Raw genomic sequence first — 14177 nt, 5'->3', positions numbered from 1 at the left:
TAGATAACCAGCGCCTTCGGCATTAGAAATAGAGAACAAGTCAAGCCTGTTAACCCATTCTGCTTTTACTGCCATGACGCTCCACTCGAACCGCCGTGATTTTATTAAACAAGGTAGCGCGGCTGCCTTAAGTTTAGCCCTGTTTCCGAGTTTTAAACGTAAAGTCGCGCCCAGTGATAAACTCCGGGTGGCCCACATTGGTGTAAATGGGATGGGCACCAACCACCTTAACTGGTTCGCCAACCTGCCCGAAGTCGACGTCGTGGGCCTCTGCGACCTGGACCAGACCCACCTCGATAAAGCGTTAAACACCTTACAAAAAATTCACCCGGACACGACCGCGAAAACCTATTCAGATTTCCGTTACCTCCTCGACCGCAAAGACATCGACGCCATCACCTGCGCTACCCCCGACCATTGGCACGCGCAGGTAGCCATCATGGCGTTTCAGGCCGGGAAAGATGTATACGGCGAAAAACCACTTTCGTACAACGTGCGGGAAGGGCAGCAGATGCTGAAAGCCCAAAAACGCTACGACCGAATTTTCCAGCTCGGCACCCAGATTCACGCAGGCGACAACTACCACCGGGTTGTCGAACTAATTCAGTCGGGGGCCATTGGCAAAGTGCATACCGTCCGGCTCTGGAAAACGGGCTTCCCGCCAGTTCTTGGCCCGGCACAGTACCAGACGCCCCCATCGACCCTCAACTGGGATATGTGGCAGGGACCGGCCCCCGTTTCGCTCTACACGCCCGAACGCTGCCATTTCACCTACCGCTATTTTCTGGATTACTCGGGTGGGGTGTTTCAGGATTTCTGGTGCCACATTGCCGATGTGGTCTGGTGGGCCATCAACCCAACGGGACTCAAAAAAATCAGTGCCAAAGGAGAAGCACCGGAAGGTATCGGCGATGCGCCCAAATGGATCGACATCGACTACGAATTTGAAGGATTGAACCTGCACTGGACCAGCACCCCACCCAACGTACCCGGTGCCGAAAAACGGGGCATTGGTGCCTATTTTGAAGGCGACAAAGGGACACTCCTGTGCGACTACAACACCCGCGAACTAACCATTAACGGCGTGTTCATGAATGATATTCCCGAGATACCCATCACAATTCAGCGGTCGCCGGGGCACCAGCAGAACTTTGTCGACGCGGTTAAATCACGGAAACAGCCGGAATCCAATCTGGCTTACGCCCGCATGATGACAATGCCCATGCACCTTGGCCTGATTTCCTACCGGCTCGGCCAGCCGCTGGAGTGGAACGCCAAAAAAGAGAAGTTCCGGCATAACGCCGATGCCAACGCCATGCTGTCGAGAGAGTACCGGAAGGAGTGGAATCTGGTGTAATCGGCCGATTTCCCATAAACCTATAAGGTTTCAAAAACCTTATAGGTTTGACTCCTACCGCGTCTTGTTCTTCAGCACCACAAACGGCAAATGCGTACCCCAGGTGGGCTTAAGCCCTTCCTGAATGACAAACGTTTTCGAGAAATTGCCAAGCACAATATCGACGTCGCCATCCCGGTCAATGTCGTTCACGTCCATACAAATCCAGCGACCGTAGGTGCTGACAGGAACGGCATGAGGTTTGAATTGGAGGGCTTTCTGCTGCTCAAAAAACAGAAAACTCTCGGCGGGATTGGTTTTGAAATCAGCAAAAAACGCGATGGTGGCAATGTCCAGGTCGCCGTCCTTATCGAGGTCGGTGGCAATGGCTTTGGTACAGCCGTTGATGGGGTAGAAATACGTCTGCCTGAAGCTAAAGTTGCCCTGATTCAGGTAAATATATAGCCCGTGGTAGGGCTTCATGATTTTAGAATAGTCGCTGTTGTCGCCACAGGTGTACAGAATATCCAGCCGACCGTCTTTGTTGAAATCAGCCAGTTGAAAGCTGGTAGAGCCGTAGACGGACGGAAAGCGAAGCAGGTTTTTCTCTGTAAACCCACCTTTTTTGTCATTCTGGAACAGCCAGATTCCTTCGTCGGCGTGGGCAAACAACACCATCAGGTCGGGCCAGCCATCGCTATTAAAATCACCCGTGATGGCCTGACTTGCGCCGGGCACTTCTTTAATGGGCTCTTTCGTGAACTGATGGTTCGGCTGCTGTTTCAGCCAGTACAGCCCGCCCGCATTATGCCCAAATCCGCAGACGACCCAATCCATTAGTCCATCTTTGTCGACATCAACGGGCAACGATTTTAATGGACGGGGCAATTGCATCGCGATGGTCGACGAGTCGGTGCCCTGGGGGGCAGTCAACCCCAGTGAAACCAGTTCTCCCCTGGCAATATCGGCCGCCTGCATGGTGCCCAGCGTCGTGAACATACTCCGCTCCTGGCCTCGCTCATCGCGGAAAAACTGCGCATCGACAGCCGCCGAATTAAACTGCCGGAACAGCGTTGGGTTGAGATGCTCGTCCCAGCGAGTCACATCACTCCGAAGCGCATCGCTGGTGTAAAGCTGGTGCCCGATAGTATCCATCACCACCAGCGTCGTCATGGCCGTTTTTGTCGTATCCGGCCGGGGCTTCTCGAGCGAAAACATAGCCCAGTCATCGACAACGGCCTCTGGTTTATCGGCAGGCTTAAGCGTTTCCGGTGCCAGTGTCTGGTAATAGGCAATCAGCTTCTGCCAGTTATCAAACGAAATAGCGGCTTTCGGCCCGGCATAATACAAGCCGTCCGGGTACACTTCCAGGCCCAGATTGGACGCCATGGCGGGCAACACATGCTTCGTCCAGGTCTCTTTGTCGAGCAACTCAGGCGCCGGTACGAGGTGGCAATTTCCGCAATATTGTCCGGCCAATCGTTTCCCTTCCGCTACAAGCGGGTCGTTTTCCTGTCCTGACTGGCAACTACCAATGAGTATAGTAAGTGTGGCAAGTGCCAGAAAAGAGGTGTAATAGTGTGAAAGGGAAGTCATTACACGTAGTGCTCACTGTCTGGACCAATCTCCAGATTGGTCCTATCATTAACAAAAGTGGGCCAATCTGGAGATTGGCCCAGACGAAACTCACTGCCGCTCCCCGACCAGATTGAGCATAAACGCGTACTCCAGGGCAATTTCTTTTAACGCCTGGAATCGGCCCGAGGCACCACCGTGCCCCGCTTCCATGTTCGTATGGAGCAGAAGCTGATTATTATCCGTCTTCATTTCTCGCAGTTTAGCTACCCATTTGGCGGGCTCCCAATACTGCACCTGCGAATCGTGTAAGCCAGTCGTAACGAGCAGGTTCGGATACGCTTTTTTCGTCACGTTATCGTAGGGCGAGTACGACAGCATGTAGTCGTAATATTCCTTGTTTTTCGGATTCCCCCACTCTTCAAACTCTCCCGTAGTGAGCGGAATACTTTCGTCGAGCATGGTCGTTACTACATCCACGAAGGGCACGGCCGCCACCACACCCCGGTACAGCTGCGGGGCCTGGTTGATCACGGCACCCATCAGCAACCCACCCGCGCTGCCGCCCATGGCAAAAAGCTTATCGGCGCTGGTGTATTTGTTCTTGATGAGGTATTCCGACACGTCTACGAAGTCATTGAAGGTGTTTTTCTTCTTGAGCATCTTGCCGTCTTCGTACCAATGCCGACCCATCTCCTGTCCACCCCGAATGTGGGCAATGGCAAAGATAAAGCCCCGGTCGAGCAGGCTCAGGCGGGTCGAACTAAAGCCGGGATCGGTGGAGTAGCCGTACGAGCCGTAGGAATACTGAAGCAACGGTGCCGAGCCATCTTTCTTTGTGCCTTTGCGGTACACCAGCGAGACGGGGACTTTTGCACCATCGCGGGCGGTGGCAAAAAACCGCTCCGACACGTAGTTGTTCTTATCGAATCCACCCAGCACTTCCTGCTGTTTTTTGAGCGTTTTTTCCTTCGTATCCATGTTGTAGTCGAAGGTGGAGCTGGGCGTTGTGAGCGACGAATAGCCGTACCGCAGCACATTGGTATTGAAATCGGGGTTGTAACTGATGCCCGCCACGTAGGCCGCTTCGCCAAAGTCGAGGTACTCATCGGCCCCGGTTTTCTGGTTGATGACCCGGATGTTGGTCAGTCCGGCTTTGCGTTCGCCTAATACGAGGTGATTGGCAAAGATGTCCATGTTCTCCAGGTACACATCGGCCCGGTGGGGGATCACTTCTTTCCAGTTATTCCGGTCGGTGGTTTTTCCTTCCGGCACCTCCATCAGGCGGAAGTTTTCGGCTTTCCAGTTCGTGCGGACATAGAATTTATCCTTGTAATGCACAATGTCGTATTCATGCCCTTTCTGGCGGGGAAGGAAGGTAACAAACTCGCCCAGTGGTTTGCTGGCTTCCAGCAACCGGTATTCGGTGGCGACACCGTTGTGGTCGGAGCTGATGGTAATGTATTTCTTTGATTTCGACCGGCCAAGTCCCATGTAGAACTGGTTGTCTTTCTCCTCATAAACGAGCACATCCTGTTTTGCATCGGTGCCCAGTACATGCCGGTAAACCTGATAGCCGAGTAGTGTCTGAGGGTCTTTTTTAATGTAAAACAACGTCTTGTTATCCGTTGCCCACGCAAAGCTGCCCCCTTCGGTGTTGGGGATGGCTTCGGGGTATAGTTTGCCCGTTTTCAGGTTTTTCACCCGCAGGGTATAGAGCCGACGGCTGACGGTATCTTCGGCAAAAATGGCCAGCTCGTCGTTGTCCGATACTTCAAAGCCGCCCATCTGATAATAGTTATGCCCTTTTGCCATCACGTTTCCGTCAAACATGATTTCCTCGGCACCTTGCAACGACCCTTTTTTGCGACAGTAGATCGGGTACTCGCCCCCCGTTATGAAACGGGTGTAGTAATAATAATTGCCTTCTTTGTAAGGAACCGATTCATCCTGTTGTTTGATGCGCCCTTTCATTTCCTCAAACAACTTGGTTTGCAGGTCTTTCACGGGAGCCAGCACCTGATCGACATAAGCATTTTCCTCGGTCAGGTATTTGATCACCTCCGGGTTTTCGCGTTCGTTGAGGTAGTAGTATTTGTCGATCCGTTTATGACCGTTCGTAATCAGTTCTTTGGGTTTGACAGCCGCTTTGGGCGGGGTTATCGGTTGTGCCTGGGTCATGCTGTAGAGCGTGAAGGAGAAAATGAACAGTTGACAAGTCCGTTTCATAAGAGGACGTTGGTTCAGTTTGTTTCAGAAGAATGTTCGTAAAATTAAGGGTTATCTAAACGCAAAGACGCAGGGTAAAGCAAAGAGGTCATTTAATTCTTTACGACCTTTACGCTTTCGCCTGCGCCGGATTGCCGAACCGTTTAAAATCTGTCATGCTCGAACTCGTTGTTGCTCACTATACCGAAAACCTGAACTGGCTGCGGAATATTCCCGCCGGCATCCAAAAAACGGTGTATACGAAAGGGCCCGACGTACCGATGGCCTTCAATGCGGTGCCGTTGCCCAACATCGGTCGGGAAGCGCACACGTATTTGCACCATATTGTGAGCCGGTACGATTCGCTGGCCGAGTGGACAGTCTTCTGCCAGGGCAAACCCTTCGATCATGCTTATGATTTCAAGAAGACATTGCTCCGCTTTGTAAATGAGCCGACAACCAGCTTTAGCTCGACCGGATTTCAATGGCTGGGACACCTGATCGACACCGACGATAATCAGGGAAATCGACTTTTCCGCCCCTGGAGCAAAAATGAAGATGGGCGTGGGCTCGATCTGCGGGGTTTCCATCGCGCCTTATTTGATACCGATGGGCCTGACCTATACACGTTTGTGCTGGGCGCTCAGTTTGCCGTACATCGAAACATTTTGCATCAACGGCCCTTATCCTTCTATACCCGCGCGCTCGATGTATCGACTTCTTTCCCCGATGCGGCTCACTGTTTTGAGCGCAGTTGGGACCGGGTTTTGGGAGTTGTCGGCCTTGATCCCGACTGGCTTGCCGGAAGACTGACGGTTCAGTTAAAACCAATGAGGCATCAGCCCGCTAGCTAGCGAAAATTCGTGTGCCGACAGAGCTAAAGAATTGAACTTTATCAATAAATAAATCAGAATAATCGCTTTTTCTGATAAATAATCTAATACGTTGCTAACTTAGGCGAACGCTTTACCAGCCATTTGCGTCTAATCAATCAGCGTCTGAAATCAGCAGTTATTTTCGTATCTTTATCCAGGAATTCTACCATCCATTTTCTCATGGCCCGCACATTTTACGTGCCTCGTTTTCGGCTCGTGCTGTTCTGTATCGGTACGGCCGGTACGTTAACTGCTTTTTACCCCGACAAACTTTCTTTTCGAAAGGCATTTGCCCGTATCAATAACGAGGTAAGTGCCCACAGCCGCGCTTACGAAACACTTGCCGATGCATCACAACGGGTAGGACACCGCCTGACGGGCAGCCCAAACGGTGCCCATGCCGAAACCTATGCCTTCAATTTACTGGCGTCTTATGGCTATAAAGACGTTCGCTATGAGCCCTTCGAAGTAGAAGCCTGGATGCGTGACACCGTTACGCTAGCCATTGTCCCTAATAAAAGCGATAATTTCCGGGATGTGCCGGTAGTAGCGCTGGCCCACTCGCCCATCGAAGCCCATGTAAACGGCGAAATTGTGGATGTGGGAAACGGACTGGAAGGCGATTTTGCAGCCTTGAAAGACAAACTGAAAGGCAAAGTAGCCCTCGTCAACATTGGTCTGGCCGCGCCCACCAAAGGAGCCCGCAACCTCCACCGTTCCGAAAAAACCGCGCTGGCTATTCAGTACGGAGCGAAAGGTGTTATTATGGTCAATCTTGTACCAGGCAACGTGCTGCTCACGGGGACAGCTTCGGTAACGGGAAAGCTAATTCCCATTCCGTCGGTATGTATTTCACTGGAAAGCGGTCAGGCTTTGCGAGCCTGGATGCAGGAAGAACACGAAAAACTCTACGCCCAGATCAACATGACCAATACGAGCCGAAAAATCAGGGCCCGCAATGTGGTCGCCACGCTGAAAGGCTCACAGTTCCCCGACGAGAAGATCATTGTGGGCGGCCATCTGGACTCCTGGGATCTGGCTACCGGCGCGATCGACAACGGCATTGGCTCATTTGCCGTCATGGATATGGCCCGTACTTTCAAAGCCCTGAAGTTGAAACCCAAACGAACGATCGAATTTGTTCTGTTTATGGGCGAAGAACAGGGATTGCTGGGATCAAAAGCCATGGTCGACAAGCTCAAAAAAGCGGGAGAGCTGGATAAGGTTCGGTACATGGTGAACCTCGACATGACCAACGACCCGTCGGGCTTGAATGCCTTTGGCCACAGCAATATGGTTCCCTTCCTGAATATGGTGGGCGAGACGATGAAAGAAGTTGACCCGGCTTTTGCCAACCAGATGGAGAATCAGGCCGGGCTCCACTCCGACCATCAGCCGTTTATGCTGGAAGGTGTTCCGGTGGCGGGTATGAATGGCCACCTCGCGCGCGAGGTTCTTGACTGTTACCACGCCAACTGCGACCGTATAAACCTGGTGGATGCCGGTCAGTTGAAAAACACCGTTCGCTATTCGACCATGCTGCTCTATGCGCTGGCCGATGCCGATGACATTCCAACCCATCGGCAAACAGACAACCAAACCCGCGATTATCTGACGGCGCAGGGCTTGCGTACCCCCTTGCAGATAGCCAACGAATGGCGCTGGAAAGAATGAGACAAACTCGGTTTTTCGAAAATTAGCAGCTAACGGGCAAAACCCGTGACGAGGATTTCGTTTCTTTGTAGAACGATCATCGCCTAACCCATCATGGCTAAGAATACCTTCCGGCAACCCGAGCGTATAGCCAAACAGAACAAACAACGCCGTAAGCTTCGGCTGGCGTCCTGGCTTAACGACTTCATTGGACTGGACCGTCTGTTCGGGGAAGACAATGCCTGGCCCATTCAGCACATCGACCGCATTCTGTGGGTTACGTTTCTGCTCATCCTGTACATTGGCCTGAATCACAATGCCGAACGACTCGTTCGGCGTACGCAGCGGGCTAAAGCGCAGGTCGATGAGCTACGATCGCAGTTTACCGTTCTTCAGGCCGACTTCAACAAAAGCGGCAAACAATCCGAAATCAGCAAACGAGTGGCGGCTTTGGGCCTTGCCGATAGCCAGACCCCACCTCATAAAATAGTTGTTAAGACCGATGAACATTAAGCAGGACATCATTCAGCGGGCGAACCACGTCTTTTACGTTGTCATCTTTCTGGCAGTCTGCGTCGTGGTTCGGCTTGTGTCGGTTCAATATTTCAAGAAAGATTTAAAGGGGAGATTCTGGCGGGAGCGCGTGGCGGCAACGCTCATCCAGCGGGATACCATCCGGGCTATGCGGGGCAATATTTACGCCCATGACGGTTACCTGCTGGCAACCTCGCTGCCTACCTATGTGGTTGGTTTAGACCCCACCATGGCCAAGCCTGAGTATTTCAGCAAGAAAGTAGACTCCCTTGGCCTGCTGCTGTCCCAGCTTTACCGGGATCGCTCGCGGCAGGATTATACGGATATGATTGTTGATGCCCGCAAACGTAAACGCCGATATGTGTTGCTCAATCGACGGCGGGTTACGTTTCAGGAACGTCAGAAAATGCTCACCTGGCCCTTTTTCCGGTCATCCGCCAAAGTGGCTGCGCGGGGCGGTGTGCTTCGCCCCTACTACGAACGCTACCATCCGTACGGTCAGATGGCCGAACGAACCATTGGCAACCTGGACGCAAAGACCGGCCGGGGCCTTATTGGTCTCGAAGCCAGCTTCCAGCCGGCGCTGGCGGGTAAAAATGCCGTTGGACTGGTTGAAGTGCTGTCGGGCGGGGTTCGCAAACCGGTCGATGATGGCCCCGAAATGAAGCCGGAGCCGGGCATGGATCTGTACACGACCATCGATGTCAACTACCAGGATATGGCCGAATCGGCACTCCGCTCGACGCTCGAAAAATACAATGCCGCTAAAGGATGCGTTGTGGTGATGGAAGTAGCCACCGGCGAAATCCGGGCGATGGCTAACCTCTCCCGCATTAGCAGCTCCACAGGACCAAACCGGTACGTCGAGAACTTCAACCACGCACTGGCCGGCCGCACCGACCCCGGTTCGACCTTCAAACTGGCCACGATGATGGCCCTGATGGAAGAAAAAGCCATATCGCTCAATCAACTCGTGTCAACGGGCGATGGATCGACCCGTTATAACGGGATCGACATTCGCGATGCCAGCCGAACGGGCAAAGGGACAATTACGGCCCGGCAGGTTTTCGAGAAATCATCCAATGTGGGTATTCACATGCTGATGCGCAGCTATTTCTATAAACGCCCCGACTTGTACTGCCAGTACCTGCGCAAATTTCACCTGACCCAGCCAACGGGTATCCACATGAAAGGCGAAGCCATTCCCGTTGTGCGCAACCCCGACATGAAAGGCTGGAGCAAAGTATCGCTCACCTCCATGTCGTATGGCTATGAAATGCAGATCACGCCCCTGCAAATGCTGGCCTTTTATAACGCCGTTGCCAATGGCGGACGATGGGTGCGCCCGGTACTCGTTAAGCAGATCAAACTGGCCGACGAGCTTATTGAAGACAACAAACCGTACGTAGCTTCGGAGCCAATCTGTTCGAAAGAAACGGCCCGCAAAGCCCAGGAACTGCTGCGGGGCGTGGTGGAACATGGAACGGCCAAACACATCAACAACCCCTTCTATGCCATTGCGGGAAAGACCGGAACCGCCCAGAAGGTTATCAACGGCAAGTACCAGGTTGGCCGTTATTACACCTCATTTATTGGCTATTTCCCGGCTAATAATCCTAAGTACAGCATGATTACCGTGGTTGACAACCCGGAGGGCGACAACATTGACATGCTGTATGCCGGTGCCGTAGCCGCTCCCGTGTTCAAGGCGGTAGCCGACCGGATTGTTGCCTACGATTACCAGATGCACGCACCCATTCGGGTTCGGGCTTCCCGTCCTGAATCGACAACGGATGTAGTAGCCGGTTATGCCGATGATCTGCACGTTATTGGGTCCACGCTGAATATGCGAAACGAACCCTCGACCGAAGGCTGGGTGGAAGCCACACCAAAGGGAGGCTGGAAAGCCCGGCCCACCCGCAGTGACCATGTCCCCAATGTACGCGGCCTGACCCTCCGCGATGCGCTCTACCTGCTCGAAAACCGGGGATTCCGGGTTCTGGTCGAAGGACACGGCAAAGTGAAAGAGCAGTCCGTTGAACCGGGCACCGGGATTGAGAAAGCGGTAGACAAAGTCATTATGCTCACCTTGGGGTAAACAGGACCACAAAAATTAGGTAGTCCCAGGATCAACCCTTTTTTTTGCAGCCGACAAACGAACGCCAGGTTCGTTGCCCCTACGGATGCAACTAAAAGATATCTTCTATAAAATTCCACTGCTGGCTACGTCCGGCAGCATGAATACCGACGTCACCAGCCTGACGATGGACTCGCGCAAAGCCGGTTCGGACAGCCTGTTCATCGCCGTTCGCGGCACCGTTACGGACGGCCATGCGTACATCGAAACGGCTATTCAACAGGGAGCAGCCGCTATCCTCTGCGAAGTGATTCCAACCGAAACCAACCCGAACGTTGCTTATATCCGGGTGCAGAATTCGGCCCGGACAATGGGGCTGGTGGCCGCTAATTTCTACGACCAGCCGTCAAAAAAACTCAAACTCGTTGGCGTAACGGGCACCAACGGCAAAACGTCGGTTGCTACGCTGCTCTTCCGGCTTTTCCGCGCCCTGGGTTACCGCTGTGGCCTTCTGTCTACCGTTCAAAATCAGATCGATGACGACGTGATTCCGGCCACCCACACAACCCCCGACGTCATCACGACCAACCAGTTACTGACCAAAATGCTGGCGCACGGCTGTACGCACGTATTCATGGAGGTTAGCTCGCACGCGGTTGTGCAGGAACGGATTGCCGGATTGAGTTTTGTGGGCGGAATTTTCACGAACATCACCCACGATCACCTCGACTTTCACGGCACCTTCGACAACTACATCCGGGCAAAAAAGGGATTCTTCGACCAACTCCCGGCATCGGCCTTTGCCCTGACCAATGTCGACGATAAACGCGGACTGGTCATGCTTCAGAACACAGCCGCCCGTAAGGAAACCTACTCCCTCCAGACGCTGGGCTCTTTCAAAGGGAAAATTCTGGCCGACAGCCTGTTCGGCCTGAACATGCTCATCGACGAACGCGAGGTGTGGTTCAAGCTCATCGGCCAGTTCAATGCTTACAATCTCCTGAGTGTATACGGTGCGGCTGTTCTGCTGGGCGAAGATCCAACCGAAATCCTGACGATGTTATCGGGCATTACGCCCCCGCCCGGTCGGTTCGAGCAGGTCGTTTCCGACGATATGATTGTGGGTATTGTTGATTACGCCCACACGCCCGATGCTTTGCAAAACGTGTTGGAAACTATCAATGAATTACGCAGTACGGATGAGCAGGACTACATGCCCCAAATCATCACGATTGTAGGCTGTGGCGGTAACCGCGACACGTCCAAACGCCCCATTATGGCCGATATAGCCTGCCGGTTAAGCAACCGCGTTATCCTGACCTCCGATAATCCGCGGAACGAAGACCCTATGGCTATTCTGGAACAGATGCAGGCCGGAGTCTCGCCGGTTGATTTCAAGAAAACGATCACTATCGAGGACCGACACGAAGCCATTCGCAAAGCCGTTGAGCTGGCCAAGCCGCACGACATAATTCTGGTAGCGGGCAAAGGCCATGAGACCTATCAGGAGATAAAAGGGGTCAAATACGACTTCGATGACCGGGTCGTTCTGCGCGACGCTTTCGCAGACCGTTGAAATCAGTAACTTTGAACTGACTTAAAGAGCGAAAGAGTGAAAGAGCGAAAGAGCGTTAATAAATGCTCCTTCCCTGCGCTCTTTTGCTCTTTCACTCTTTCACTCTTTAGAAATGCTCTATTACCTCTTCCAGTTTCTTGACGAACGCTATAACTTTCCCGGCGCGGGGGTTTTTCAGTACATCTCCTTCCGGGCGCTGGGTGCCGTAATCACGTCGCTTCTGATCGCAGCCATCTTTGGTCGGCGCATCATCGACACGTTGCGCAACCTCCAGATTGGCGAGTCGATCCGCGATTTAGGGCTGGAAGGGCAAATGCAGAAACGAGGCACTCCCACCATGGGCGGCTTCATTATTCTGGCCTCCCTGCTGATTCCGGCACTGCTGTTCGCCAAACTATCGAATGTATACGTCGTATTGGCGCTGGTATCTACCGTATGGACCGGCATGATTGGCTTTCTGGACGATTACATCAAAGTATTCAAAAAGAACAAAGAGGGACTGGAAGGGAAGTTCAAAGTCGTCGGGCAGGTTGGCTTGGGCCTTATTGTCGGACTAACCCTGTATTTCAACGACTATGTTAAAATCAGGAAATATGCCCCCCGCCTGTTGAGTACATCGAACGTACCGGACGTGTATACCGATATTAAATCGACGCTCACCACGGTGCCTTTCGTAAAAAACAATGAGTTCGATTACAGCTCGTTACTGTTCGGATTTCTGCCCGACAGTTATACCTGGATCGTATATGTGCTGATTTGTATTTTCATCATTACGGCCGTTTCCAACGGGGCCAACATTACCGATGGCATCGATGGATTGGCGGCCGGCACCTCCGTCATTATCGGCCTGACGATCGGCGTACTGGCTTATTTATCGGGTAACAAAGTTTTTTCGCAGTACCTGAACATCATGTATATCCCCAACGCCGGGGAGCTGGTTATTTTCTGTGCCGCTTTTGTGGGTGCCTGCGTCGGATTTCTCTGGTATAATTCATACCCGGCACAGGTATTCATGGGTGATACGGGCAGTTTGATGTTAGGGGGCGTCATTGCGGTACTGGCCCTGGCGATCCGTAAAGAGTTAATGATTCCCATCATCTGCGGCATTTTTCTGGCCGAAAATATATCGGTAATCATTCAGGTCAGCTATTTTAAATACACGAAACGAAAATACGGGGAGGGCAGGCGAGTTTTCCTGATGTCGCCTTTGCACCACCATTTTCAGAAAAAGGGGTATCACGAAGCCAAAATCGTCACCCGCTTCTGGATCGTTGGTATTATTCTGGCGGTACTGGCTTTAGCCACGCTGAAGCTGCGGTAGGTATGATTTCTTATTATCCCCTTGTTTTTCAGCCTACTATCTCCTATATTTGCACTCCCGTTTCAGGACGGGCCTGTTTTTTACGCAGGTAAGTATTTATAAATCAAACAATTAGTCTCCTTAATAGTGAATACGCTCAGTTACAAAACCATCTCTGCCAACAAAGAAACGGTGCAGAAGGAGTGGATTGTGGTTGACGCTCAGGGTGAGGTGCTCGGTCGGCTGGCCAGCAACATCGCACGTCTGATTCGCGGCAAACACAAAACCAACTTCACACCACACGTTGACTGCGGAGACAACGTGATTGTCATCAATGCCGACAAGGTTCGCCTGACCGGTGCCAAGATGACCGATAAAGTCTACGTCCGCCACACGGGTTATCCCGGTGGTCAACGGTTCGCATCGCCCCGGTTGCTGCTTGAGAAGCATCCAGAGCGTATCATCGAGCACGCCGTAAAAGGTATGTTGCCGAAAAACCGGCTCGGTCGGCGGTTGTATACCAACCTGTACGTTTACGCCGGTGGTCAACACCCGCACGAGGCTCAGCAACCAACCGCAGTTAAATTCTAAGTCATAATGGATCGTATTAATACCATTGGCCGCCGTAAAACTGCCATCTCCCGCATTTACATGTCGGCGGGCAGCGGAGCCATCTCGGTGAACGGAAAAGATTACAAACAGTATTTTCCTACCGAAGTCCTGCAAATCATTTTAAACCAACCCTTTGCTACCGTTAACGGTGTTGGTGGTTACGACGTGAAAGTGAACGTTCGCGGTGGCGGTGTGGCCGGACAGGCCGAAGCTACCCGTATGGCGATTGCCCGGGCACTGGTCGAGATGAACGCTGAGTTCCGTCCGGCCCTGAAGAAAGAAGGATTCCTGACACGGGATTCGCGTATGGTAGAACGGAAAAAATACGGTCGTCGGAAAGCCCGTCGTCGGTTCCAGTTCTCGAAACGTTAATCATGGGCTTTGGGCCAGTGGCAGTGGAGTTTACCCCATGCTTCGTACCCATCTCCCTA

At 52.5% G+C, this 14177-nt stretch carries 11 protein-coding genes; 9 read left to right on the top strand and 2 right to left on the bottom strand.

Annotation, left to right across the window (positions count from 1 at the left end; genetic code table 11):
• Positions 1-73 precede the first annotated feature (73 nt).
• Positions 74-1357 (top strand): Gfo/Idh/MocA family protein, encoded by a 1284-nt coding sequence (locus tag ACYVJM_RS17580; RefSeq protein ID WP_461149529.1) that lies wholly within the window; start codon positions 74-76, stop codon positions 1355-1357.
• Positions 1358-1411: 54 nt separating this feature from the next.
• Here the strand turns inward: ACYVJM_RS17580 and ACYVJM_RS17575 are convergent, their stop codons facing one another.
• Positions 1412-2932 carry an FG-GAP repeat domain-containing protein gene (locus ACYVJM_RS17575; RefSeq protein WP_461149528.1) on the bottom strand — a complete coding sequence of 507 codons (1521 nt, stop codon included), beginning with the start codon at positions 2930-2932 and terminating at the stop codon, positions 1412-1414.
• Between the two features lie 90 nt (positions 2933-3022).
• Positions 3023-5140, bottom strand: a complete 2118-nt coding sequence (locus ACYVJM_RS17570) for a S9 family peptidase (protein WP_461149527.1) — start codon at positions 5138-5140, stop codon at positions 3023-3025.
• Positions 5141-5295: 155 nt separating this feature from the next.
• Between ACYVJM_RS17570 and ACYVJM_RS17565 the strand changes: the two genes are divergently transcribed.
• From ACYVJM_RS17565 to rpsI, 8 genes are all read left to right on the top strand, one after another.
• The gene (locus tag ACYVJM_RS17565; protein WP_461149526.1) at positions 5296-5973 is read left to right on the top strand and encodes a DUF3431 domain-containing protein; all 678 of its coding nucleotides are present in this window, start codon (positions 5296-5298) and stop codon (positions 5971-5973) included.
• A gap of 201 nt (positions 5974-6174) precedes the next feature.
• A complete protein-coding gene (locus tag ACYVJM_RS17560; RefSeq protein ID WP_461149525.1) occupies positions 6175-7668 on the top strand; it encodes a M20/M25/M40 family metallo-hydrolase in 1494 nt (497 codons plus the stop codon).
• A gap of 93 nt (positions 7669-7761) precedes the next feature.
• Entirely contained in the window at positions 7762-8160 is a 399-nt protein-coding gene (locus ACYVJM_RS17555) for an FtsL-like putative cell division protein (RefSeq protein ID WP_097126469.1), read from the top strand.
• A complete protein-coding gene (locus ACYVJM_RS17550; protein WP_461149524.1) occupies positions 8150-10279 on the top strand; it encodes a penicillin-binding protein in 2130 nt (709 codons plus the stop codon). Before ACYVJM_RS17555 ends, ACYVJM_RS17550 begins: the two co-directional genes overlap by 11 nt.
• An 85-nt stretch (positions 10280-10364) precedes the next feature.
• Positions 10365-11834: a UDP-N-acetylmuramoyl-L-alanyl-D-glutamate--2,6-diaminopimelate ligase gene (locus ACYVJM_RS17545; protein ID WP_461149523.1), complete on the top strand. Its 1470-nt coding sequence runs from the start codon at positions 10365-10367 to the stop codon at positions 11832-11834.
• A gap of 112 nt (positions 11835-11946) precedes the next feature.
• A complete protein-coding gene (gene mraY, locus ACYVJM_RS17540) occupies positions 11947-13155 on the top strand; it encodes a phospho-N-acetylmuramoyl-pentapeptide-transferase (protein ID WP_461149522.1) in 1209 nt (402 codons plus the stop codon).
• A 126-nt stretch (positions 13156-13281) separates the two neighbouring features.
• Complete coding sequence (gene rplM, locus ACYVJM_RS17535; protein WP_097126464.1) at positions 13282-13725, top strand: 50S ribosomal protein L13; 444 nt, start codon at positions 13282-13284, stop codon at positions 13723-13725.
• Between the two features lie 6 nt (positions 13726-13731).
• The gene (gene rpsI, locus ACYVJM_RS17530; RefSeq protein WP_012929223.1) at positions 13732-14118 is read left to right on the top strand and encodes a 30S ribosomal protein S9; all 387 of its coding nucleotides are present in this window, start codon (positions 13732-13734) and stop codon (positions 14116-14118) included.
• Positions 14119-14177 lie beyond the last annotated feature (59 nt).

This window comes from Spirosoma pulveris, from assembly GCF_054781875.1.
This window is presented reverse-complemented; position numbering and strand designations above follow the sequence as displayed.

Coding starts and splice junctions, on each gene's coding strand:
- ACYVJM_RS17560 (WP_461149525.1), top strand. CDS start 6,175: ATGGCCCGCACATTTTACGTGCCTCGTTTTCGGCTCGTGCTGTTCTGT.
- ACYVJM_RS17545 (WP_461149523.1), top strand. CDS start 10,365: ATGCAACTAAAAGATATCTTCTATAAAATTCCACTGCTGGCTACGTCC.
- rpsI (WP_012929223.1), top strand. CDS start 13,732: ATGGATCGTATTAATACCATTGGCCGCCGTAAAACTGCCATCTCCCGC.
- ACYVJM_RS17555 (WP_097126469.1), top strand. CDS start 7,762: ATGGCTAAGAATACCTTCCGGCAACCCGAGCGTATAGCCAAACAGAAC.
- mraY (WP_461149522.1), top strand. CDS start 11,947: ATGCTCTATTACCTCTTCCAGTTTCTTGACGAACGCTATAACTTTCCC.
- ACYVJM_RS17575 (WP_461149528.1), bottom strand. CDS start 2,932: ATGACTTCCCTTTCACACTATTACACCTCTTTTCTGGCACTTGCCACA.
- ACYVJM_RS17580 (WP_461149529.1), top strand. CDS start 74: ATGACGCTCCACTCGAACCGCCGTGATTTTATTAAACAAGGTAGCGCG.
- ACYVJM_RS17565 (WP_461149526.1), top strand. CDS start 5,296: ATGCTCGAACTCGTTGTTGCTCACTATACCGAAAACCTGAACTGGCTG.
- ACYVJM_RS17550 (WP_461149524.1), top strand. CDS start 8,150: ATGAACATTAAGCAGGACATCATTCAGCGGGCGAACCACGTCTTTTAC.
- ACYVJM_RS17570 (WP_461149527.1), bottom strand. CDS start 5,140: ATGAAACGGACTTGTCAACTGTTCATTTTCTCCTTCACGCTCTACAGC.